Raw genomic sequence first — 23682 nt, forward strand, 5'->3', positions numbered from 1 at the left:
AGGCCTCCTTTAGGCCAGGCCGACGGCGGTCACGACCATGTCGATGGCCTTGATGCCGATGAAGGGGATGATGATGCCGCCCAGGCCATAGACCAGCATGTTGCGCGACAGCAGGCTGGCGGCCGGCAGGGCGCGGTACCGCACGCCCTTCAGGGCCAGCGGGATCAGCGCGATGATGACCAGGGCGTTGAAAATGATGGCCGAGAGAATGGCCGACTGCGGTGTGGCCAGGTGCATGACGTTCAGCGCGTTCAGCGCCGGGTACAGCCCCGCGAACATCGCCGGGATGATGGCGAAGTACTTGGCCACGTCGTTGGCGATGGAGAAGGTGGTCAAGGCACCGCGGGTCATCAGCAGCTGTTTGCCGATGCCCACGATCTCGATCAGCTTGGTGGGATCGCTGTCCAAATCCACCATGTTGCCGGCCTCGCGGGCGGCCTGGGTGCCGGTGTTCATGGCGACACCCACGTCCGCCTGGGCCAGGGCCGGGGCGTCGTTGGTGCCGTCGCCGCACATGGCGACCAGGCGGCCCTCGGCCTGTTCCTTGCGGATCAGGGCCAGCTTGTCCTCCGGCGTGGCCTGGGCCAGGAAGTCGTCCACGCCCGCCTCGGCCGCGATGGCGGCGGCGGTCAGCGGGTTGTCGCCGGTGATCATCACCGTGCGGATGCCCATGCGGCGCAGCTCGGCGAAGCGGTCGCGGATGCCGCCCTTGATGATGTCCTTCAGGTAGATGACGCCCAGCACCCGGTCGTTGCGCACCACCGCCAGGGGGGTGCCGCCGGCCTTGGCGATGCGCTCGGTGATGGCCTCCAGCTCCGGATGGCGCACCGGCTGGCTGCCCCGCAGGGCCGCAACGTGGCGCAGCACGGCGTCCACGGCGCCCTTGCGGATCTGGATGCCGCCCTCCCCGTTTTCACTGGCGAGATCGACGCCGCTCATGCGCGTCTGGGCGGCGAAGGGGACGAAGCGGGCGTTCAGGCCGCCCATGTCCTTGCCGCGCAGGCCGTACTTCTCCTTGGCCAGCACGACGATGGACCGGCCTTCCGGCGTCTCGTCGCTGAGCGAGGAGAGCTGCGCGGCCTCGGCCAGTTCCTTGTCGCTGACGCCCGAGACGGGGATGAACTCCGCCGCGTGGCGGTTGCCCAGGGTGATGGTGCCGGTCTTGTCCAGCAGCAGGGTGTCGACGTCGCCCGCCGCCTCCACCGCGCGGCCGGACATGGCCAGCACGTTGAAGCGCACCAGGCGGTCCATGCCGGCGATGCCGATGGCGGACAACAGCGCGCCGATGGTGGTGGGGATCAGGGTGACGAACAGCGCCACCAGCACCACCACCGACACCGACCCGCCGGCATAGGCCGCGAAGCCCGGGATGGTGACGACGGCCAGGATGAAGATCAGGCTCATGCCCACCAGCAGGATGTTGAGCGCGATCTCGTTCGGGGTCTTCTGCCGCTCCGCCCCCTCGACCAGCGCGATCATGCGGTCGAGGAAGGTGGAGCCCTGGGCGGCGGTGATGCGGACGATGATGCGGTCCGACAGCACGCGGGTGCCGCCGGTGACGGCCGAGCGGTCGCCGCCACTTTCCCGGATCACCGGGGCGGATTCACCGGTGATGGCGGACTCGTCCACCGTGGCGATGCCGTCGACGATCTCGCCATCGCTGGGGATGATGTCGCCGGCGTCGACCACGACATGGTCGCCCACCTTCAGGTCGGCGGCCCCCACCGTCTGAAAGCTGGTGACGGCCGCCCCCTTGGCGACCATGGGGCCGGTCAGGCGCTTGGCCACCGTCTCAGTGCGGGTCTTGCGCAGGCTGTCAGCCTGGGCCTTGCCCCGGCCCTCGGCCACCGCCTCGGCGAAGTTGGCGAACAGCACCGTGAACCACAGCCACAGCACGATCTGGGAGGAGAAGCCGGCGCCCGAGGCACCGGTCACCAGGTCGCGCGCCAGCAGCACGGTGGTCAGCAGGGCCACCGCCGCCACCAGGAACATGACCGGGTTACGCACCAGGGTGGCGGGGTTCAGCTTGGTGAAGCTGGCCTTGACCGCCGGGCCCAGGATGGCGGGGTCCAGCAGCGCCGACTTGGCCGACCGGCGGGCGGACGGGGTTGGCGCCGGTTGGGGGGCCGGCTGCTGCCCCGGGTGGAACATGGAAGGGGATGACATCTCAAAATCTCCGAAGAACGGATGACGCCAATGCGGGGCTTCTACCCGGGGGTCAGTAGGTGGTGCCGGCCATCATCTGCAGCTGCTCGACCACCGGCCCCAGCGCCACGGCGGGGAAGTAGGTCAGGCCGCCCACGATCAGGATCACGCCCACCAGCAGGCTGACGAACAGCGGGCCGGTGGTGGGGAAGGTGCCGGCGGACACGGGCACGGTCTTCTTCGCCGCCAGGGCGCCGGCGATGGCCAGGGCCGGGATGATGATGAAGAAGCGGCCGACGAACATGGTCACGCCCAGGGTGGTGTTGTACCAGAGCGTGTTGGCCGACAGCCCGCCGAAGGCGCTGCCGTTGTTCGCGGCACCCGAGGCATAGGCGTAGAAGATTTCCGAGAAGCCGTGCGGGCCGTTGTTGGCGACACCAGCCGTGCCCAGGGGAATGGCCGAGGAAATGGCGGTGAACAGCAGGATGACCAGTGGCATGGCCAGGATGGCCAGCACCGTCATCTTCACCTCCTTCGCCTCCAGCTTCTTGCCGATGTATTCCGGCGTGCGGCCCACCATCAGGCCGGCCACGAACATGGCGATGATCGCCATCAGCAGGATGCCGTAGAGGCCGGCGCCCACGCCGCCGACGATGACCTCGCCCAGCAGCATGTTGACCAGCGGGACCAGGCCGCCCAGGGGCATGAAGCTGTCATGCCAGCCGATAACGGCGCCGCACGAGGCGTCGGTGGTGATGGTGGCGAACAGGGCGGTGTTGGCGATGCCGAACCGCACCTCCTTGCCCTCCATGTTGCCGCCGGGCGACAGGGCGCTGACGGCCTGGTCGACCGGCAGGCCGGCCAGCAGCGGGTTGGCCTGGGCCTCCGCCCAATAGCAGACGCCGACGCCCACCAGGAACATCACGCCCATGGCGGCCAGGATGGCCCAGCCCTGGCGCTCGTTGCCGACCATGCGGCCGAACACGTTGGTCAGGCCGGCGCCGATGGCGAAGATGGCGACCATCTGCACCAGGTTGACCAGGGCGTTGGGGTTCTCGAACGGGTGGGCGGAGTTGGCGTTGAAGAAGCCGCCGCCATTGGTGCCCAGCATCTTGATGGCCAGCTGCGAGGCCACGGGGCCTTGCGCGATCAACTGCTTGGCGCCTTCCAGCGTGGTGGCCTCGGTATAGGCCCCCAGGTTCTGCGGCACGCCCTGCCAGACGAAGAACAGGGTCATGACGATGCAGGCGGGCAGCAGCACGTAGAGGGTGCAGCGGGTGAGATCCACCCAGAAATTGCCGATGGTGCGGGCGCCACGGCGGGAAAAGCCGCGCACCAGCGCCAGGGCCAGCGCGATGCCGGTCGCGGCGGACATGAAGTTCTGCACCGTCAGGCCGGCCATCTGCACCAGATAGCCCATGGTGGTCTCACCGCCATAGGACTGCCAGTTGGTGTTGGTGACGAAGCTGATGGCGGTGTTGAAGGACAGGTCCGGCGTCACCGCCACCTGCCCCTGCGGGTTGAAGGGCAGCAGGGCCTGCAGGCGCATCAGCGCGTACAGCACCAGGGCGCCCATCATGTTGAACAGCAGCAGGGCGACGGCGTAGGTCAGCCAATGCTGCTCCGTCGTCTCATCGACGCCGCAAAGGCGATAGATGGCGCGCTCCACCGGGCCCAGCGCCCGGCCGATGAGCGTGCGCTCACCGGAAAAGACACGGGTCATGAAGCCGCCGAGGGGTCGCGTCAGGACCAGGATGATCGCGGCGAACAGCGCGATCTGAAGAATGCCGTTGAAGGTCACGGGAAAAATCTCCGCATGCGCGATGGGCGCTTAAAAAGCGCCCGTCTTCAGAACCGTTCTGGCCGGATCAGGACATAGACGAGGTAAAGGGTCAGGCCGACCGAGACGGCGGCGCCCAGGATCAGGTCGAACATGGGCGCCTCACAGCCTCTCGCAGGCATAGGCGTAGGCCACGCCCAGCCCGAAAAGCCCCACCAGAAGGGCGACAAGGATGACGTCGAGCATGCGGTTGTTCCTCACGAACGAAGCCCGGAAGCCTCTCAAGAAAGGCGCTTCCGGGCGGAATGGGTCGACGCTGAGGAAACCGCCGATGGCCATCAAAATTCGATGGCAAAGCCGGGGGTCGGAAATAAAAGGATTTTAATGGTGGGAGGGCAAATGGTCGGAACCAGAGATCGGGGCATCCGACATGTCCGTCATGTCGGACACCAGAAATCACATGAACATCTTGGACGTTAAGCCTCTGAATTTTATAGCAGTAACAGTTGGCACGGTTTCTGCTGGTATTTGAAATGCGGCTATAACAACTAATAGCCGAATGGTAAATTTAATAATCAACCATAGGATATTAAGCATGACATCGTGCCCCACTCTGATCGCCAATGTGAGAAGCGCCGCTGGACAGTCGGTTTGGCTGGACATCTACACGGAAGACAATACACCGGTGTTGGTGAATCTTGACACGGGATCCAATGGTCTAGTCCTCCCATATCATGCGACCCATGACAAAAATGGCAACCTATATCCCTGGATTACTAAAACAACCGAACAAATCACACGTATTTATCATCCCAGCGGATTCACGGTCGCAGGCACAATCTGCACTGTCTCTGGTCTTTACTTCAAAGAACCGAATGGAAATGCTGTAGCCCTGAATGAAATACGAGCTCTGGTCTGCGAAGAGCAACACAGTGGGGCTATGTTAGGAATCGGTCTTGGGCTTGTGCCCACCAGCACCGCTCAACTCCTTGACAATCCATTCCTGAATGTCACCGGCCAGAATCCCAGCTTCAACTTGACCCTTAGTAATACCGATCCGAACCAGGTCACGGTTACACTCGGCCAGAGCGCCAGCGATCTCAGCGACTATAAATTCCTGAGCTTGAATCCGAACGCAGCCGCGGCGTCGGGATTTGACATGCCAACGATAAATGTCACCACGACTCCTCCGTCCACGGACAAACACGGCACCACAATAACCAATATTTGCAACATGCTGATGGATTGCGGCATCCCGGGCATGTATCTGACAGACTCGGCGGTCCCCTCCGTTGGTGCGGGGAATTCGTTGGCTAAAGAACTGCACGGCTACAAAATTACCCTCGCCGCCGCCAATGGGTCCTTCAGCTACCATTTCACCGTCGGCGAAACCGGACCTGGCACGCCGTCCTACATCCTACAGGGCGGCGCCAATAGCACTGGATTCGTCAATACTGGTATCAATTTCCTGCAGGTTTACAGCTATTACTTTGATGCCACAACCCAGCAACTCGGATTTCAGCCCGTCCCGCCGTCGTAAATCTGCCCAAGTTCCCTAGGGCTAACGAGCCGGGTAGGAACCCGGCTCGTTAGCTTTACCCAACGGGCGGCGCCCCGGTTCCGGCGGGCCAAACCGTCTAGCCCGAATAATGCACCAAGGTTGGCGGGCATGGCCTAAGGCACTGGAATCACGTAGGATTCGATTGCTGAAGCCGAACCTGCTGTTTCCGGAGCGCCATACCCGCCGAAGTTGACCCTACCCTGCCGCTGCCGGGCCTGTCACCGGTTCGCGGCAAGCCCGTCATCGGTCGCTTCGACGGTGGGGGGTTGTCGTCGGACGGAGGCGTCCTGCTTCTGGCGGAGGTGGAACGTCGACTGAAGATCGCCGACCGGCTGGCGCGCTGCATCGAGGATTCGCGCGCGCCGGAGCGGGTGGTTCATGGGCTGGCTGAGATGGTCCGGTTCCGCGCCTTGGCGATCACCGCGGGTTATCCGGATGCCAAAGACTGCGACCGGCTGCGCCGAGACCCGGCGTTCAAGATGGCCGGCGGCCGCCCGCCGGAAACCGGAGGCGACCTGTGCTCGCAGCCGACGATGACGCGCCTGGAGAACCTGCCGGGCCCGGTGGCGCTGAAGCGCATGATGGCGGCCATGGTGAAACTGTTCTGCGTCCGCTTCGCCACCGTTCCCTGGCGCATCATCCTGGACATCGACGACACCGAGGACCGGGCCTACGGCCAGCAGCAGCTTTGCCTGTTCAACGCCCACCACGACAGCCGCTGCTTCATGCCCATCCACATCTACGAGGCGGTCACCGGCAAGCCGGTGGCGGTCTTCCTGAGGCCGGGCAAGACGCTGGACGGCACCGAGGTGGCCCTGGTGGTGCGCCATGTGGTCCGCACCCTCCGCGCCCGCTGTCCGCGCGTCGACATCCTGGTCCGGGGTGACAGCCACTATGGCCGCCCCGAGGCCATGGCCCTCACGGTCGCTCTGCGACCGTGGCCTTCGGCACGGGTGACGCGGCTTCGCCGCGGGTGTGAACGAAACCGCGTCGGCTACACCAACGCTTTGCCCCTTTCCACGCCGGCCTCCCAGCTCAAGGGCCAGCCCCTCCCAAAAAAAACCGACCGACGTTTACCCGCCCCTCTTCTCATAAGCATCCCCCGTCCAGCGATAAACCGTGGACTTGGCGCCCGTCTTCAGCAGCAGGTCATAAAAGCCCTTCGTCTTCTTCTGGCTGATGACCAGCGTGCCCTTGGGCGCCGCCTTGCCGTCGGCATCCTCGTACGCCACCGGGGCGGAGAAGATGACCGCCGGTTCGGCGTCTTTGAGCGGGCGCAGCAGGTACAGCGTTTCGCCCCCGACATGGGCGCCGGCTCCGGCGGCGTCATAGGCGGACTGCACCCGCACGCCGAACGCCGTCTCCCCCTCCCCGATGCGATAGGGGGCCAGGTCCAGCGTCGCCCCCACCAGGTGCGCGCCCTGGTCCGTCACCATGTCCGGATCGTCCAGCTTCGCACTGGTCAGCAGAGCCAAAGTGCCACCCTTGACGGTGAACAGCCCGACCTCCACCGCGAAGCTCAGCCCGCCGTCGGCTTCATCGCGCTCGGCCAAGGCCAGGATGCGCAGGTCGGCCGGCAGCAGCGGGCTTTCCGCCGGTGTCCAGTTCTTGAACGCCGGCGCGCCCAGCAGGAACAGATGATCCTCCAGCGGCACGGGGCCCAGCGCCGGGTTGGCCGCCGTGTAGTGGGGGTGCAGCAGGCGGATCGCCTGGGTCACGAGATCACCGCCAGCCCCCCCGCCGGCAGGCTGTTCCGCCGCCTGTCCCCCTGCGGCCAGGAGAAGGGTCAGCATCAAGACGGCGGCGGAGCACAGGCGACGGAGGGCGATCATGATTTCCCGTTTATTTCGTCATCGGAGGCGGGGTGAAGATGCCGGCTCAACCATGCCGGCCCGGGGGCGTGACCGGCGGCGGCTTCTGTGTATCCAGATAGGCCGCCTCGCTGGTCACCCGCTGCTTATACCAATCCTGGGACACCGCGTAATTCCGCAGCGCCGTCACCGCCTCGTCCCACTTGCCGGCGAACGCGGCGGTGAAGAAGGGCTGCGCCACGCTGGTGCTGGCGACACCATTGCCCTGGTGGAAGGCGCGGGAAAACAGAACCGTCTGCCAGGGCGTGGGCAGTTCCGTGAACGCCGGAACGCCCTTGTCCCGGCCCTGGTCCCAGGCGTTCTTGATGGCGTTCAGCACATCGCCGTGCACGGCCTTGTCCACCGCGTCCGCCTGCGCCTTGGTCAGGATGGGCAGCGGGGCCGTGTCCTTCACCCATTTCGCCACCTGGATCTTGGTCATGCCTTTGAACTTGTGGTGAGCGAAGGGCGAAACCAGGGTGATCACATCCTGTGGCAATCCCATGGCCTTCAGTTCCGCCTCCTTCTTCTGGCCAACGTCGAAGCCCGTGGCCACCGTCATGCCACTGGAGCCGGCGACCAGGCCGTCATTGCCGAAGGGAACATAGCCGCGCAGCTGCTGGCCGCCTTCGAATTGGCTGAGGAAGGTGAAGTTGATGGTGGTGCCATACTGGCCGTTCAGCGCCTGGTACACGGCGGGATCGGTCCGGGTGACCACCACGGGCATGCGGCGCGGCACATCCAGGAACCAAAGGCGCCCAGCCAGGATGGCGGCGGCGGTCATGGTGATGACCTCCGCGTTGTTGTGCGGCGTGTCGCCGATACCCGCCAGCAGCCGGGTCAGCGTTCCCAGGGCGACGGTGTCGGGATGGCGGCCGGCCAGGGGCGCCAGCAGATGCTTGATCTCATCGGCGCTGCCGAACTTCTTGAACCGGGCCTGCCAGAACAGGGTCAGAAGCTCCGATCCGATGACGAAATGCCGGGCGCCCTTGCGGTTGATCAGGGCGTGGTGCCCCAGCCAATGGAAGATGGCCAGGTTTTCCAGATCATCCGGGTCGTCCAGGACGGTGCCTGATGTCCGGGCAGCGGAGCGGATCGTGCTGAGATCATCTGTCATTCAAGGGTTCCGGATAGGCCAGGCATCACGAGGCAACCGGGAAGAAGTGTTTGGCGGCGGCCCGGGATTTCCACCTGCCCACTGGAAATATGCCCAAGGCTGTTGATCGGACCGCCCCGCCGCCGTATCGTGCCGGGGCGCGGTCGCCATGCCGCCTCCGGACCCGCGGGAAGGGCTGAGCCCCCTGGCACCATCACCATCGGTCACATTCGACCTTTGTGCAGCCGGATTTGTGGGTCGTCGGCGCTTCACGCACGGAGGTTCGCTTCATGACCCGACCGCTTCCCCCCCATCCCCACCTCGACCAGTTGAAACGCCAGGCCAAGGAGCTGCTGGCGGCCTATCGACGCGGCGATGCCGACGCCCTCGCCCGTTTCCGCGCCAGCCTGCCGGCGGCGCAAGGGCGGGACGACGCAAGCCTGGCGGCGCAGCGGCTGCGGCTGCACGACGCCCAGTCCTGCTTGGCACGGGAATACGGTTTCCCCTCCTGGGCTGATCTCGACGCCTTCGTCGCCAGCCGCCGCGCCACCGCGAACGAGGCGGAGACGCGGCTGGAATGGCTGCGCCTGGTCTATGCCGGCGACATCGGCGGCAGCATGCGCCGCCCCCGCCCGGCCGCCGCCGTCCGCCTGCTGGCGGAGACCCCGGACGTCGCGGTGGGCGACCCCATCCTAGCCTGCGCCATGGGCGATGGGACGCGCGTGCGCCAGGCCATCGCCCAGGACCCCACCTGGGTGAACCGCCCCGGCGGCCCGCTGAACCTGCCGCCCCTGGTGGCCGTCACCCATTCCAGCCTGGTGCGGGTGCCCGGCTTTACCGAGCACTTGCGGGATTGCGCCGGCGCGCTGCTGGCCGCCGGCGCCGACCCCAACCAGGCGGTGGGCAACCGCTGGCCGCCCGCCAGCGTGGCGCAGCCGTCGGAGACGGAACGCCTGTCCGCCCTCTATGGCGCCGCCGGGCAGAACCACGACCCCGGCCTCACGGCCCTGCTGCTGCAGGCCGGCGCCGATCCCAACGATGGGGAGTCGCTGTACCATGCCCTGGAAAGCCCGCCCTGCGTTGAGTTGCTGCTGAAGGCGGGTGCCCGCGTCGCCGGATCCAACGCCCTGTACCGGGCGCTGGACATGGACAATCTGGCGGTGCTCCAGTTGTTGCTGGCCCAGGGTGGCGACGCCAACGAACCGGCGCGCACCCCGCCGCTGTCCGATTGGGGCTCACCGTTGCTGTGGGCCATCCACCGCCGCCGCTCGCCCGCCCACATCGCGGCCTTGCTGGCGGCAGGGGCCGACCCGAGCGCCCGCACGCCGGACGGCATCCCCGCCTACACGGTCGCCCTGCGCTATGGCATGACGGAGGTCGCGGACCTGCTGCGCCAGGCTGGCGGCGACGCGCCGCTGTCGGTGGAAGACCGGTTCATGGCCGCCTGTGCCGCCGGGGACGAAGCCACGGCCTGCACCCTCCAGGCCCAGCGGCCGGACCTGCCGGCCGGCCTGTCGGAGGCACAGTTGCGCCTGCTGCCGGATCTGGCGGCGCAAGGGGGCTGCGATGCCGCCATCGCCGTCATGGTCCGCCTGGGCTGGCCCCTGGGCGTCCAGGCGGGCGACTGGAACGCCACCGCCCTGAACCACGCCGTGTTCCGGGGCGACGCCGCCCTCGCCCGCTTCCTGCTGGACCACGGCGCCCGCTGGACGGAACGGCACGGCTACAGCGACGACGTCAGCGGCACCCTGTCCTGGGCGTCCCTGAACCTGCCGGAGGAAAGCGGTGATTGGCCGGCGTGCGCCCAGGGCCTGCTGGATCACGGCCTGCCGGTGGCAAGGGCGCCCGCTGACGGCAAGGGCGGCGTGCTGATCGACGGCCACCGCAAGTGGTTCTCGGAGGAGGTGACGGAGGTCTTGCTGGGCGCCGCCTAAAGAAAAGAGGGGCCGGCACTCGCCGGCGCCGGCCCCTCCCGAGGAAGAGTTTTCCGTTTCGTGGGACCTCAGGGCGATCCCGCTTCCGCCACCGTTTCCGGCGCCGCATCGCAGGCCCGGTTGGCGGGGCAGACGGCGCCGGTGGGGCGGATGCTGACCACGGCGGTGCCGGTACGATCCAGGCCCAGGACGCGGGCGGCGGCGGCCGACAGGTCCAACACCCGGCCCTGGACATAAGGGCCGCGATCGTTCACCCGCACCTTCACCATCTGGCCGTGGGCCGACACCTCGATCACCGTGCCCAGCGGCAGGGTGCGGTGCGCGGCGGTCAGGCCCTCGGGGTCGTAGGCCTCGCCGCTGGCGGTGCGGTGGCCCGCATGCTCCCGCCCATACCAACTGGCTTTACCAACCTGGGGCCCAACCTGAGGGCTGTCGCCGTTGGCACTCCCCTGGGCGAAGGCCGGCGTCAGCGCCAACCCCGCCACCAGGCCCAGGCAACCCCACAGCTGCGTCCTCATGGGACTCTCGCAATCGTTGTTATGAAAAAGCGGTGCCGGCGACCGACGGCTCAGGCGCCGAAGGGGATCAGCATGTCGAGACCGAAGGTCGTCTGCCCCTGGTCGCCGGCGAAGGGCCGGGCGTTGCCCAGCGAGCGGTCGTAGCGTACCTCCGGCCGCAGGGCGAAACCGTCGGGAAGGGCGTCCCAGCCCAGGCTGGCCGCCGGCTTCCAGGTCACCCCGGCGGTCAGCGCCAGATAGGTCGCCCCTTGGCCGGCCGACAGCACCGGCGCGCGCGTCGGCCATCCGGCCTCCGCCAGCACATAGTCCTGATTGCCCTGATAGGCCGAGACGTAGAAGCCCTGGACATCGCGGAACAGCTCGGTCCGCAGGGTCAGCGACAGGGCGTCACTGTACTTCCAGGTGGCGTACTGGGCGGCGCCGAACGCCTCCGCCTTCACCAGGTCGTCACGGACATAGTTCAGCTCGGTGATCAGGGTCAGGGCGTCGTTGGCCTTCACCGTCAGCACGGCGTCGTTGATCCAACGCGCCTCGTCATTGGCGCGCGCCAAACCCAGGGGCGCTTTGGTGCTGGCGTTCTCCGGCCCCACATGGGTAAGCGCCACCAGCGACACGGTGCCGTCGGCCGTGGCGTAACCAAAGCCGAAGATTCCGGACCAGGCGTCGTTGTTGTCGCCATCGCGGCCAAGGCTGGTGTTCACGCCGCTGTCGACACCGCCATAGAGGTCGATGCCGCCCGCCAGGTGCAGGGTGGCGAGCGCGCCGGTGTGCTTGAACGGCAGGCCGAAATTGAAGATGTAGCTGTGGCTGTACAGCGGGTTGCCGGACGCCACGATGGTCTCCGCCCCCAAGGGGGAGGCGTACTGCCCCACCTTCAAATCCAGGCTGCCGCCCGCGACCCGCGGGATATGGGCGGTGACGTTGGCCTCGACGATGTCCAGTTGGGTGCGTTCGCCGATCGCGCGGTCCAGTTCACCCAGGAAGTGGGTGTAGCGGGCGTCGGTGCCATACATGCCCTGCAGCTTGAAGCCCCAGCCGAAATCGTCACCGGAGCCGGCGTCCTTGGCGATGGTGCCTACCGCCTGGTTCAGCACCAGCTGGTCGGTGCGGTCGGTGAACAGGTGGCCGTAGTTGGGGCCCCGGTCCAGGTCGTGGTTCGCCACCGTGATGCCGGCCTCCACCAGGCCGCTGATGGTGATGTCCGTCGGCGCGGCCGGCGTGTCATCAGCGCGGGCGGCGCCCGCCGCCAGCACCAGGGCACAGGCGGCCGTGGCCGAGGCGATGTGCCGGGCGGTGCGGCGGCGCGGAATGGTGGACTGGATGGAATGCGACATGGGAAGGCGTCTCTGGTTCTCTGGCCGGCGGGGATGCCGGCGTGGCGCCAAGAGACGGCAAGGCCGCCTTAAAGTTCGATGCGAAAGCCGGCGGACGAAAATCAAAAAGCCTTTATCCGGGGAGGACCGCGTCACTGTCGCACCCCGCCGTGGCGCTTGGCAAAGACCCGCCCCTTATGAAAGCATGGCGGTTACCAACCCGGCCTCGTGCGAAGGCCGGACACATAACGGGAGGAAACCATCGTCATGACGATGCTGTGGGAAAAGTCCTATCCGCCGGGCGTCGACTGGAACAGCGAACCGCCCCTGCCCACGCTGGTGGAGGATTTGGACCGCGCCGTGGCCACCTGGCCCACCCAGCCCTTCCTGACCTGCATGGGCCAGACAGTGGATTTCGCCACCTTCGGCGCGCTGTGCACCCGCGTGGCGGCCAATCTGGCGGCGCTGGGCGTGGGGCCGGGCGTGCATGTCGGCCTGCACCTGCCCAACACCCCGCATTTCGTCCTGGCCTTCTACGCCGTGCTGAAGGCCGGCGGCGTGGTGGTGCCGATGAGCCCCCTGGATGCGGAGCGGGAGCTGACGCACAAGCAGGTCAAGGCGGATGTCCGCCTGGTCGTCAGCTTCGCCGGACTGGCGGACAAGCTGCCCCTGGCCCCGGGCGTGCGCCTGGTGGTGGCGGGGCCCGCCGACGTCGCCGGCCAGGGAGTGGCGGCCGAGGCCCTGCCCGCCGGCGCCCTGCCCTTCACCGCCCTGCTGGCCCCGGCGGCGGCGCCCGTGGCCGGCTGGCCGGCGCCGACGCTGGACGACCTGGCGGCGCTGCAATTTTCCGGCGGCACCACAGGCCTGCCCAAGCCCGCCATGCTGACCCACCGCAACCTCAGCGCCTCGGCCGACGCCTACGACACCTTCAGCCGCTTCCTGGGCCTGGCGCCGGGCCAGGAGACGCTGCTGGTCGCCCTGCCCCTGTTCCACATCTATGCGCTGGACACGCTGATGGTGCGGGCCATGCGCAACGGCTATCGCATGATCCTGCACCCGCGCTGGGACACCGACGCCGTGCTGGACAGTATCCAGGCGTACCGGCCCACCCTGTTCGCCGGCGTGCCCACCATGCACCGGGCCATCGCGTCCTCCCCCCGGGTCAAGGACATCGACTTTTCCAGCTTCAAGTTCATCGGCAGCGGCGGCGCCCCCTTGCCGGTGGAACTGGCGCATGAGTTCGAAGCGGTGACGGGCAAGCCCGTCCTGGAAGGCTGGGGCATGAGCGAAACCAGCCCCGCCGGCACCATCACGCCGCCGCACAAGCGCAAGGTCGGATCGGCCGGCATCCCCATGCCCGGCATCACCATCGAAATCCGCGACCTGGCGGACCCGCACACCGCCCTGGGGCCCAATGAAAAGGGCGAGATCTGCATCAAGGGCCGCAACGTCACCCAGGGCTATTACAAGCTGCCGGATGAGACGCGGGAGGCCTTCGTCGACGGCCTGTTCCGCACCGGCGACATCGGCTACCTGGACGAGGACGGCTTCATGTTCATCGTCGACCGGCGCAAGGACATGATCCTGTCCGGCGGCTACAACGTCTATCCCCGGATGGTGGAGGAGGCGATCTACGAACATCCCGCCGTGGCGGAGGTCATCGTCATCGGCATCCCCGACAGCTATCGCGGGGAAAGCGCCAAGGCCTTCGTCACCCTGCGCCCCGGCGCGGCGGCCTTCACCCTGGAGGAATTGCGCGCCTTCCTAGCGGACAAGCTGGGCCGGCACGAGCTGCCCGCCGCGCTGGAGTTCCGGGACACCCTGCCCAAGACCGCCGTGGGCAAGCTGTGGAAGCAGCCCCTGGTGGCGGAAGAACGCGCCAAGGCGGCCACCGCGGCGGCTGAGTAGGGCGGCGGCGTAACGCCCCGCCATACCCCTGACGGAACGGCGCCCCGGCGAAACCGGTGGCGCCGTCGCCGTCTTCGCGGGTATGTCCTGGGGGCCCCATCCCGCACCCGCAGGACGCCCATGAGCACGCCCGAAAGCCGCGCCGACTATCGCCACTTCCAGCCCATCACCACCCGCTGGGCCGACAACGACGCCTATGGCCATGTCAACAACGTGGTCTATTACAGCTACTTCGACACGGCGGTGAACCAGCACATGATCGAGAAGGGCGTGCTGGCGCCGGAGAGGGGCACGGCCATCGCCCTGGTGGTGGAGACGCAGTGCCGCTACTTCGCGCCCATCACCTTCCCCGACCGGGTGACGGTGGGGGTGCGGGTGGCCCACATGGGCCGCAGCAGCGTGCGCTATGAGCTGGCGCTGTTCCGTAATGACGAGGACGCGCCGGCGGCCGCCGGCCACTACGTTCATGTCTATGTCGACAACGCCACCCGGCGCCCCACCCCCATTCCCGAGGATGTCGCCGCCATCCTGCGCACCATGGTGGTGAGCGGGGCCGACCCGGCCTAAGGCGCGACGGAGGCCGGGGCGGCTGGTGCGGCCGCGCGGCGCCCGATGAGGCCCGTGCTGGCGATGAAGCCGGCGCCGGCCCCGGCCAGGATCAGGTCCACCACCAAGGCAGCGCCCGGCAGGCCGATGCCGTGCCTGGCCAGGTGCGCGACGGCCAGCAACAGCAGCCCCCCGCCCAGCACCCGGCGCAGCAGGCGGGATACTCCCTCCCCGCTGTGCACCAGCAGGCTGAGCAGCGGCAGGGCCGCCACCGGCAGCCAGAAGGCACCGATGTAGACCGGCTCCCGCGCCAGCCCCGGCACCAGGGTGCAGGCGGCGGACAGGGCCATGGCCAGGGGCACGCCCCAGGTGACACCGGCCCAGGCGCGTTCCAGCCCTGGCAGCGGCCGGCCCCGATCACGCCGCCGCGCCAGGAAGATGGAAAAACCGGTGGCGGAGACGATGGCCAGCGCCAGGCCCAGCACGCCATAGGCCAGGCGCACGGCCAGGCCGCCGAAGGTGGCGCAGTGCAGGGCCAGCGAGGCGCCATAGACGCGCAGGCCGATGGAGCCGTCCAGGAAACCAGCCGGGGCCAGCAACTTGCCCGCGCCATCGAAATAGAAGCGGTCGCCCTGGGTCAGGCCGTCGCGGCGGGTCATGTCCAGCAGGACGCGCTGACCCCGGGTGCCCGGCCGCTCCACATAATAAAAGCGGGAGATGCGGGCGGCACCCGGCGTGGGATCGGCCACCTGGGCCTGCAGCAGGGCGATGGGCGGCAGCGGCTGGGTGGCGGCGTCCGCCACCACCGCCGGCCCCCGCAAGGGGGCGGAGGCGCGGGCGAGATTACCGTGATAGCCCACCTGTGCGATGGCCACCACCATCAGGCTGGCCAGCGCGAACAGCGTGCCGGTGATGCTGAGGGCCAGATGGAAGGGCAGGCCCCAGACGCTGAGGCGATTGTGCAGGTCGGCCAGCCCCAGCCGCCGCCCGCCGGTCAGGCGCAGGGCGAAGGCGTCACGGAAAATGCGCGGATGGGCCAGGATGCCGGAGAATAGCAGCGACATCAGCGCGATGCCGACGGTGCCCACCACCAGCCCGCCCCACAGGCCGGGCAGGGTCAGGCCCAGATGCACGTCGCCGATGACATCGGTCCACTTGTCGGACGGAGCGTCGGCCAGCACGCCGTCGGCATCCGCCTGCCAGGTGAGTTCCCCCCCGGCCTGGGTATAGGCGCGCACCGCCAGGTGCGGCCAATCCGGGCGGGGCAACAGGGTGTAGAGCACGCTGACTTTTTCCACCCCGCCGGCCATTTCCCCGGCACGGACCAGGCCCGCCGCCATGGCTTTGTCCACCGCCTCGGGCGCCACGCTGGCGGATTCCGGCGTGGCGGCCCATTCCCAACGGCCGAGGTCGTCGGCGAAGACGGCGACGGCGCCACTGAGGCAGACGATGTAGATCAGGGCGCCCAGGGCCAAGCCCAGGGCCGAATGACCGGCCAGCGCGGACTGCACGAGGCCGCTCTTGGCACGCGGTTGGGCGCGGCGGGCCAGGACGCGGGCGGCGAAGCGCTTAATCATGATCATGTCCCCTATTGAGTCAGGCGCGGGCCAGCCAGGCGGCCGCCACGGCGGCGCCGGCCGTCAGGGGCAGCAGCAGGCCCACCCGGGCCAGGCGCGCGTCGGCCAAGGCCCAGGTCATGGCGATGCCCCAGGCGATGGGCCCGACGAAGCCGCCGGCCACCAGCCGGTCCCCCTCCAGCCCGCCGCCCCGCACCGCCACCAGCGCCGCCAGGGACAGGCCGATGCCGGCGGCCAGGGGGCCGGCCAGCAGGACGCGGGCGGTGCCGCGCAGGGCGGTGACCCAGGGGCGGCTGGCCGGCGGGTTGGCTCCCGTTGTTTTGGCGGAGGGTGCGCCGGCTTTGGGCGTTTTAGCGCTGGGCGCCTTGGGCGCGCGGTGCGGGCGGCGCCGGCGGTCGCGGCCGGCCACCAGCACGGCGACGCCCACCAGAGAGAACGCCAGCAGGCCAATGGTGATGGCCTTGTCGGCATCCGCCACGGCCAGCCAGCCGGCGAAACCGGCCAGGATCAGGCCCCAGCCCGGCAGGGTGTGCCAACGCGGCGCCGTGGCCGACGCCCACACCCGCCGCAGCAGGACGATGCCCAGCACCGTCAGGGCCAAGCCCCCCAAAAAGCCCATCGTCGCCGTCATGCCGTCGCCCATTTTTCAAGCGTGTCACGTTCTTAAACGTGCTCAGGGCCCCCGGCCGATCATCCCCCCGGCCAGCACCCCTTAGCGTCCGGCACTATAGATAAGAGTAATTCGCAATTGCAATGACCAAGCTCACGCCCAGGCCGCCATGGCACTGCCCAGGGGGCTGGCGGGCCGGTCCCAGGCCAGGGGCGCCCCGGCCACGGCCAGCGGCGGCCGTAGGCGGCGGGCGGGGCCCCAGGCGGTCTGCTCGACGACCGGGTTGAAATCGGCGTCAGTCTCCGGCGCCAGCGGCGGCCCGTCCAACCGGCCCGCCCCGCCTTCCATCAGCAGGCGGGCGGTGGCGGCCAGGGAGGCGCGGCCCACCATGCCGCGCCCGGTCTCGCGCCGGCGGGCCAAGCCGCGCAGCGCCATGGCCGCCATAATATAGCCGGTGGCATGGTCCAGGGCCTGCACCGGCAGGGGTGTGGGCCGGTCGCGGTCCAGCAGGCGCATGCCGGCCTCGGCGATGCCGCTGCTCATCTGCACCAGGCTGTCGAAGCCGCGCCGGCCGGCCCAGGGCCCGGTCCAGCCATAGGCGTCCAGGCAGATGTCCACCAGGCCGGGATTGAGCGCGCGGCGGCTGTCTTCGTCCAGGCCCAGGCGGGCCAGGGCGTCGGGGCGGTAGCCGTGGACCAGCACGTCCGCCCCGGCCAGCAGCCGGCGCAAGGTCGCCAGGTCGTCGGCCGCGCGCAGGTTCAGCCGGGCGCAGCGCTTGCCCAGGGTCATGTCCGGCACCAGGGCCGGCTCCTCCCAATCCGGCGGATCGATGCGCAGCACCTGGGCGCCGCAGCCGGCCAGGAAGCGGGTGGCGGTGGGGCCGGCCAGCACCCGCGTCAGGTCCAGCACCCGAATGCCGGCCAAGGGGCGGGCGGGATCGGGGCGCCAGGCTACACCGCCCTGCCCCACCTCATCCAGGCTGAGCAAAGGGGCGGTCGCCACGGCCCGGCCCTGGGGGTGCGCCGCCCAGGCGGCGGCGTCGCGCATGGCCGCGGCACAGCCGCCCGCCGCCACCACAGCGGTTTCCAGGTCGGTGGCCGGCCAGGCGGCGACGGCGCGGGCCACGGCCGCGCGCTCCGCCGGCACCGACAGCACCGACAGGGCGGCGGCGCGGTGGTGGGGGGCGTTGGTGTGCAGGCGGATCCAGCCGTCGGCGGCGCGGTAGTCGCCCGCCACCGCGTCCCAGACGGGCGGCAGTTCCCAGCCCAGGGGCCGCAGGGCATAGCCGAACCAGGCCGAGGCCAGGCGGCGGTCGGCCACGACGGCGTCGGCCCCCGTCAGCCCAGCCCCCGTTAGCCCAGCCAGGGCCAGCCCGGCGGCGGCCACCGAGGCCACGGCCAAGTCGGTGACAGGGTAGACGGCCGGCAGGCCGCCGTCGCCGATGAAGGTGACACGGTCCAGGGCGGTCGGGTCGCCCCCCAGGGCGTCCCAAATGCCGGCCAGGAAGCGCCTGTCGGGGGTGGGGTGGGCGGCGGTGTCGGGGGTGGTCATGGCTGGGACCTTCCATGAGGTTCGGAACGCCCCGACGATGAACCGGTGACATTTATCGTCAACGTTGATTAACTCAATCAACGTTGATGAGGATAATCAACCAAGGGACACCATGGCCGACCCGCTGACCGCCGACCTGCTGACTGCCGCCCAGGCCGCCACTCGGCTGGGCGTCTCCCGCCCCACCCTGTACGCCTATGTCAGCCGGGGGCTGCTGCGCGCCCAGCCGGCGGGCGATGGCCGGGGCAGCCGCTACCTGGCGGCGGAGGTCGATCGCCTGGCCCTGACCCGCATCCGGGGCCGCCGGCCCAAGGAGATCGCCAAGGCGACGCTGGACTGGGGCCTGCCGGTGCTGGAATCGGCCATCACCCTGATCCAGGACGGCCGGCTGTACTATGGCGGCCACGACGCCCTGGACCTGGCCGCCCGCGCCAGCGTGGAGGAGGTGGCGGGCCTGCTGTGGCAGGTCCCGGCCGGTGGCACGGCCCTGGCCGACGCGTTCAGCGGGCCGGCCCCCACCCCGGCGCCCGCCTTCGCCGCCGCCCGCGCCGCCTTCCACGGCCGCCGGGCGGAGGAGACGCTGCTGCCCCTGTTGGCCCTGGCCAGCGACGATGCCGACACCGCCATCTGGCAGCGGGCGCCCGGCCGGCTGGCCCAGGGGGCGGCGGCGCTGGTGCGGCTGTTGACTGCGTGCCTGCTGGGCACGGCGCCGGACGCCGCCCCCATCCACCGGCAATGCGCCAAGGCGTGGGGGCTGGACAAGGAGGGGGCCGAGCTGGTGCGCATGGCCCTGGTGCTGTGCGCCGACCATGAGCTGAACGCCTCCAACTTCACCGCGCGCTGCGTCGCCTCCACCGGCGCCAGCCTGCGGGCGGCGGTGCTGGGCGGGCTGGCGGCCCTGGGGGGACCGCGCCATGGCGGCCTGACCGCGCGGGTGGAGGCGCTGTGGGATGAGGTGGGGGCCGATGGCGACACCGCCGGCCGACTGCGCCAGCGCCTGGCGCGGGGGGAGGACATCCCCGGCTATGGCCACCCGCTGTACCCGGCGGGCGACCCGCGCGCCGCCGCCCTGCTGGCCCGCATCCTGCCCCAGCGCCCGGCTTGGGCCGTGGTGATGGAGCAGACACAGCGCCTGGTGGGCCAGCCGCCGGTGATCGACACCGCCCTGGTGGTGCTGCGCCGACACCTGCGCCTGCCGCCGGGCGCGGCCTTCGGCCTGTTCGCCCTGGGCCGCTCCGTCGGCTGGATCGCCCACGCCCTGGAACAGCGGGCGGACGCCCAGCTCATCCGTCCCCGCGCCCTTTACACCGGGCCGCGGCCAATGCCCAAGCCGTGATACACACGCCGAGGGCGGGTGCCTGGGCCAAAGCGATATGCCGGGCGCCGAGGCTGCGGCGGCGGACGATACACGGTATACGGGTGGTTCGCCATTTGGAGGCTGCCCCTCATGCCCACCCTCCTGCCCGCCGAGCTGGCCTGGTACGTCACCGGCCGTTTCTACAAGGCCGCCGACGGCACGCTGGCCGACTATGGCTATTTCCTGCACCTGCCCTTCCCCGGCGTACCGCTGTTCGCCGCGCCCAGCGGGGCAATCAGCGAGACGGCCGCCCACTTCACCTTCGCGGCCCAGCCGTTCCGGGCGGGCGCGGCGACCAACGGCGCCCTGTCGCTGGGCCTGGACCCGGTGGGCGGCTTCGCCGTGTTCCTGCAGCGCCAGCCGGCCGCCACCTTCGACGACCCCGCCACCTTCGCCCAGGGGGAATGCATCGCCACCTTCCGCCGCACCAGCCTGGTGGTGGGCACCACGGTCAGCGCGGGCGATAGCCCGCTGCTGGCGACCAACGTCTTCTCCGCCCGGCTGACCGGCAGCCAGCCCTTCGATTTCGCCGGCGGCCGCCATGACCTGGCCGAGCACATCGGCGCCGGCATCACCCAGTTCGGCACCGCCGCCGCCACGCCGGTGACGCCGCCCCCCGCCGGCTACACCCTGGCCGTGCCCTTCACCGGCTCCGCCATCGCCCTGGGCTGACGGCGCGGGCCCACGGACGGCCAGCTATCGGCGGCACCGATATACCCCCATCGTTAAATACGGTACGGCCGGGCCGGCAAAAGGCTGGCCGAGCTATCGGTTCTGACGTACCAAAATGGGGCGAGGTATCACCTCGAACAATAAAACCGGGAGGATGGACGCCATGCGCTTCCGCCGATTCGATCTCAACCTGCTGGTGGCGCTGGACGTGCTGCTGGAGGAGCGCAACGTCTCACGCGCCGCCCATCGCCTGCATCTCAGCCAATCGGCCATGAGCGGGGCGCTGGCCCGCCTGCGCGATTATTTCGATGATGAGATCATGGTGATGGTGGGGCGCACCATGGTGCCCACGCCGCTGGCGCTGGCCTTGGTGGAGCCGGTGCGCGACATCCTGATCCGGGTACAGACCACCATCGAGGCCCGCCCCACCTTCGACCCCGCCACGGCCAATCGCGTGTTCCGCGTGGTGGCGTCGGACTATGTGACCGAGGTGGTGCTGGCCCGCGCCATCCGCCGCCTGCGGCGCGAGGCGCCGGGCCTGCGGCTGGAGATCAGCGTGGTCGGCGACGATGTCCACGACCGCCTGAACCGGGGCGACGTGGACCTGGTGATCACCCCCGACGCCTATCTCACCAGCGACCAGCCCAAGGAAATCCTGTTCGAGGAGACGCACAGCTGCGTCGTCTGGCGCGACAACCCGGACGTGGGCGACAGCCTGACGTTCGAGCGCTATCTGGAGATGGCGCACGTGGTGGTGATCATCGGCGGCAAGCGCACCCCGGCCTTCGAGCAATGGTTCATGGAGCGCTATGGCTACGCCCGCACCATCGGCGCCGTGGCCCCCGACTTCTCCTCCGTCGCCTCCATCCTGGTGGAAACGGACATGATCAGCACCATGCACACCCGCCTGGCCCACCTCTACGCCCAGCACCTGCCCCTGCGCATCCTGCCCCCGCCCATCGAGTTCCCGGTGCTGACCGAGATGATGCAGTGGCACTACCAGTTCGACCGCGATCCCGGCCTGATTTGGCTGCGGGGGTATTTGCGGGAGTGCGCGGGGGCGTGAAAGGCGTCAGGCCGGGCGCATTTAGTCACTGGCGTCATACTCAAAATAGCCAGGTTTTGGTAAAGTAAACTCGGCTCATTCCGCTCTGCTGGGGGGCCCCGAATGCCCCTTCAGCGAGATGACAAGATAACGCCACCTCGCTCGTTCGTGATTACGAACGCCGCATTGACCTCTCCAAGAGGCATGATCCAGATTGCCATGGCCTTATCAGAGAGCGGAGCACCCCATAGAGTTGTCAAAAAGACTCTTAACAGCTATATTCCAGTGATGACCTTACACATCTAGGAATAAAGATTCATCATGCCCATAAACATAGGAATGTTGCAATTCGGCGAGGCCGATGCAAAGAACGAAATTTTTCAGCAAAATAGATATGGAAGCTCAGTTTTTATGAACTCATTTCAGATACCACCAAGGGTTAAATTAGATGATTTAATTTTAGGTGCCAGATTCTTCATATCTGGCCAAAAGGGTTGCGGCAAAACAGCATTACTGCTTTTTGTTAGGAATAAATTAACAGAAAATGGAGCGAATACGAATACCGTGCTCTTCAAAACCGGAATCAGCGAAGCAGAAAGAGCGAAGTTAGCCACTGGTGGAGATTTTGAGATTATACGAATTGGCAATGATATATCAGTTCAATATGACTACACGACCAACTGGCTTTGGTTTATTTATAAAAATTTATTAAGATTACTGAACATAGATGACGTCATTTCCAATAAAGAAGTAGCGGATGATTTAAAGAGATTAATTGGGGTTTATAATGAGACTCGACCTACGTCATTTTCAGATCTATCTATTTCCAAGATTAAGGCCGCAGCAAAGGCCGGTATAAAGACAGGAATATTTACAGGACAAATAAATGCAGAGGTTCAAGCAATACATGACGAGAATGACGATCGGAAGCCGATTGAGATTATTGAGATAATAGAAAAATATCTGTGCGATGTTCAATTAAAAACAAGAAAAAGGTGTGCTTTGTTTTTCGATGAGCTAGAGCTTTTTTGGAATAGACCAGACCAGAGGGAGCGCGACCTTTTCTTAATCAGAGATCTTCTTCAGTCTGTGGCTAGAGTTAATCGGGCTTTGGGGGCAAAAAGTGCTTCATTTGTAGTGTACGCCTCGGTACGTTCTGAAGTACTCGAGGAGGTAAATAGAGTTGGCCCCGAAATCGTTCGCGATATTAATGATTTCGGCGTGTCCGTAAGCTGGAACGTCAAGGGGACTTCCGAGAATCAACCTATCTTGAATATTGTTAGCGCAAAAATAAATAATTCTGAAATTGAAAATGACGAAATTCCATCGGACAACGTATGGGATGTCTATTTTAACGAAAAATTACACGGGAAAAATATAAAAGACTACTTACTAGACACATCAATGTTCAAGCCTAGAAATATTATAAATATGCTAAATCTTGCAAAGAAATATGACCCTGAGAACTCTTTTTTCACAAAAGAATCTTTCGAGGAAACGTCCATTGAATTCTCGCAAGCGGTATGGAGAGAAATTGAAGAGGAGCTGCTGGGAAGTTACGATTCGAGGAAGATATCAAATTTAAAGGCAATATTAACTGGATTCAGTCCGTCTTTTACAGTAATAGATCTGGAGGCGCGCGTTCAAAAATTAAAGAAAACAGATCCAAGTCTCGCCAACGGTTTTAATACTAGACCTGAAATAGTTGATATATGCCGCGCATTATATAGGGTTGGAGCAGCTGGAAATTTCTTCAACGTAAAAACAGAGTCAGGCTTATTAAGAAAAAGAGATCGATGGTCATTCAGAGATATGGGAGAGCCAACAATCGATGAAAAATTTATAATACATGCATCCCTAAGAAAGGTTTTCCAAATCCCAAACTGAACTGAATTTAGAGTAGATACTCCAAAGACGGGGTGAGAGATCCGCGCAATCTGGATCCTGAATAACCGAAGTACGTAAAAGGGGGCATCAGCGGGCGCCCTCCATCTTAAGGCATGGATCCAGAGCCCGCTGTGTCTGGTCAAACGCAAACTGGATCCGAAATACCCTGCTTTAAATCACTTCCCCCGATACACCCCTATCCAGCCTATCGATTTGATGAATGCATCATTGCGATCTACCTTTGCCCGTAGCGGCACAGCAGGCGCCCGGGAACCGGCGCCCCGGCCTTAGTCCCTTGGAAGAGCACGGCTTTTGTCGTGGGGGGCTGCGGG

18 protein-coding genes and 1 pseudogene are annotated in these 23682 nt (G+C 66.7%); 9 read left to right on the forward strand and 10 right to left on the reverse strand.

Annotation, left to right across the window (positions count from 1 at the left end; translation table 11 throughout):
• Positions 1 to 9: 9 nt before the first annotated feature.
• From kdpB to kdpF, 3 genes are all read right to left on the reverse strand, one after another.
• Positions 10 to 2151 (reverse strand): potassium-transporting ATPase subunit KdpB, encoded by a 2142-nt coding sequence (kdpB, locus tag FBZ90_RS15835; RefSeq protein ID WP_145733854.1) that lies wholly within the window; start codon positions 2149 to 2151, stop codon positions 10 to 12.
• Between the two features lie 67 nt (positions 2152 to 2218).
• Positions 2219 to 3946, reverse strand: a complete 1728-nt coding sequence (kdpA, locus tag FBZ90_RS15840; protein ID WP_145733657.1) for a potassium-transporting ATPase subunit KdpA — start codon at positions 3944 to 3946, stop codon at positions 2219 to 2221.
• A 47-nt stretch (positions 3947 to 3993) separates the two neighbouring features.
• Positions 3994 to 4107, reverse strand: coding sequence for a K(+)-transporting ATPase subunit F (kdpF, locus tag FBZ90_RS15845; protein WP_211102081.1), 114 nt, complete (start codon positions 4105 to 4107; stop codon positions 3994 to 3996).
• 413 nt (positions 4108 to 4520) lie between these two features.
• Between kdpF and FBZ90_RS15850 the strand changes: the two genes are divergently transcribed.
• Positions 4521 to 5465, forward strand: a complete 945-nt coding sequence (locus tag FBZ90_RS15850; protein WP_145733658.1) for a hypothetical protein — start codon at positions 4521 to 4523, stop codon at positions 5463 to 5465.
• A 287-nt stretch (positions 5466 to 5752) separates the two neighbouring features.
• A pseudogene (locus FBZ90_RS28825) lies at positions 5753 to 6346 on the forward strand (transposase); the annotation flags it as partial.
• A 213-nt stretch (positions 6347 to 6559) separates the two neighbouring features.
• Here the strand turns inward: FBZ90_RS28825 and FBZ90_RS28410 are convergent.
• Positions 6560 to 7318 carry a hypothetical protein gene (locus FBZ90_RS28410; protein WP_145733659.1) on the reverse strand — a complete coding sequence of 253 codons (759 nt, stop codon included), beginning with the start codon at positions 7316 to 7318 and terminating at the stop codon, positions 6560 to 6562.
• 46 nt (positions 7319 to 7364) lie between these two features.
• Positions 7365 to 8453: a pesticin C-terminus-like muramidase gene (locus FBZ90_RS15865; RefSeq protein ID WP_145733660.1), complete on the reverse strand. Its 1089-nt coding sequence runs from the start codon at positions 8451 to 8453 to the stop codon at positions 7365 to 7367.
• A gap of 269 nt (positions 8454 to 8722) precedes the next feature.
• Between FBZ90_RS15865 and FBZ90_RS15870 the strand changes: the two genes are divergently transcribed.
• On the forward strand, positions 8723 to 10366 hold the full coding sequence (locus FBZ90_RS15870) for an ankyrin repeat domain-containing protein (protein ID WP_145733661.1): 1644 nt from the start codon (positions 8723 to 8725) through the stop codon (positions 10364 to 10366).
• Positions 10367 to 10434: 68 nt separating this feature from the next.
• On the opposite strand, the gene FBZ90_RS15875 is transcribed toward FBZ90_RS15870, so the two are convergent.
• Positions 10435 to 10884 carry a septal ring lytic transglycosylase RlpA family protein gene (locus FBZ90_RS15875; RefSeq protein WP_145733662.1) on the reverse strand — a complete coding sequence of 150 codons (450 nt, stop codon included), beginning with the start codon at positions 10882 to 10884 and terminating at the stop codon, positions 10435 to 10437.
• Positions 10885 to 10934: 50 nt separating this feature from the next.
• Positions 10935 to 12218, reverse strand: coding sequence for an outer membrane beta-barrel protein (locus FBZ90_RS15880; protein ID WP_145733663.1), 1284 nt, complete (start codon positions 12216 to 12218; stop codon positions 10935 to 10937).
• Positions 12219 to 12464: 246 nt separating this feature from the next.
• Here FBZ90_RS15880 and FBZ90_RS15885 point away from each other — a divergent pair, with 246 nt between their 5' ends.
• Positions 12465 to 14105: a long-chain-fatty-acid--CoA ligase gene (locus FBZ90_RS15885; RefSeq protein WP_145733664.1), complete on the forward strand. Its 1641-nt coding sequence runs from the start codon at positions 12465 to 12467 to the stop codon at positions 14103 to 14105.
• 120 nt (positions 14106 to 14225) lie between these two features.
• Positions 14226 to 14672 carry an acyl-CoA thioesterase gene (locus tag FBZ90_RS15890; RefSeq protein WP_145733665.1) on the forward strand — a complete coding sequence of 149 codons (447 nt, stop codon included), beginning with the start codon at positions 14226 to 14228 and terminating at the stop codon, positions 14670 to 14672.
• Here FBZ90_RS15890 and FBZ90_RS15895 read toward each other — a convergent pair.
• The 3 genes from FBZ90_RS15895 to FBZ90_RS15905 form a co-directional block, all read right to left on the reverse strand.
• On the reverse strand, positions 14669 to 16228 hold the full coding sequence (locus FBZ90_RS15895) for a PepSY-associated TM helix domain-containing protein (protein WP_186455841.1): 1560 nt from the start codon (positions 16226 to 16228) through the stop codon (positions 14669 to 14671). The genes FBZ90_RS15890 and FBZ90_RS15895 overlap by 4 nt on opposite strands.
• Before the next feature lie 19 nt (positions 16229 to 16247).
• Entirely contained in the window at positions 16248 to 16859 is a 612-nt protein-coding gene (locus FBZ90_RS15900; RefSeq protein WP_145733667.1) for a hypothetical protein, read from the reverse strand.
• Between the two features lie 132 nt (positions 16860 to 16991).
• Positions 16992 to 18389, reverse strand: a complete 1398-nt coding sequence (locus FBZ90_RS15905; RefSeq protein WP_145733668.1) for a CoA transferase — start codon at positions 18387 to 18389, stop codon at positions 16992 to 16994.
• A gap of 112 nt (positions 18390 to 18501) precedes the next feature.
• Between FBZ90_RS15905 and FBZ90_RS15910 the strand changes: the two genes are divergently transcribed.
• From FBZ90_RS15910 to FBZ90_RS15925, 4 genes are all read left to right on the forward strand, one after another.
• Complete coding sequence (locus FBZ90_RS15910) at positions 18502 to 19725, forward strand: citrate synthase family protein (protein ID WP_145733669.1); 1224 nt, start codon at positions 18502 to 18504, stop codon at positions 19723 to 19725.
• Between the two features lie 111 nt (positions 19726 to 19836).
• Positions 19837 to 20418 carry a hypothetical protein gene (locus FBZ90_RS15915; RefSeq protein WP_145733670.1) on the forward strand — a complete coding sequence of 194 codons (582 nt, stop codon included), beginning with the start codon at positions 19837 to 19839 and terminating at the stop codon, positions 20416 to 20418.
• A gap of 163 nt (positions 20419 to 20581) precedes the next feature.
• A complete protein-coding gene (locus FBZ90_RS15920; RefSeq protein ID WP_145733671.1) occupies positions 20582 to 21484 on the forward strand; it encodes a LysR family transcriptional regulator in 903 nt (300 codons plus the stop codon).
• A gap of 300 nt (positions 21485 to 21784) precedes the next feature.
• Positions 21785 to 23350 carry a P-loop ATPase, Sll1717 family gene (locus FBZ90_RS15925; protein WP_145733672.1) on the forward strand — a complete coding sequence of 522 codons (1566 nt, stop codon included), beginning with the start codon at positions 21785 to 21787 and terminating at the stop codon, positions 23348 to 23350.
• The last annotated feature ends 332 nt before the right edge of the window (positions 23351 to 23682 follow it).

The organism is Nitrospirillum pindoramense (assembly GCF_007827955.1).
Lineage (GTDB): Bacteria > Pseudomonadota > Alphaproteobacteria > Azospirillales > Azospirillaceae > Nitrospirillum > Nitrospirillum amazonense_B.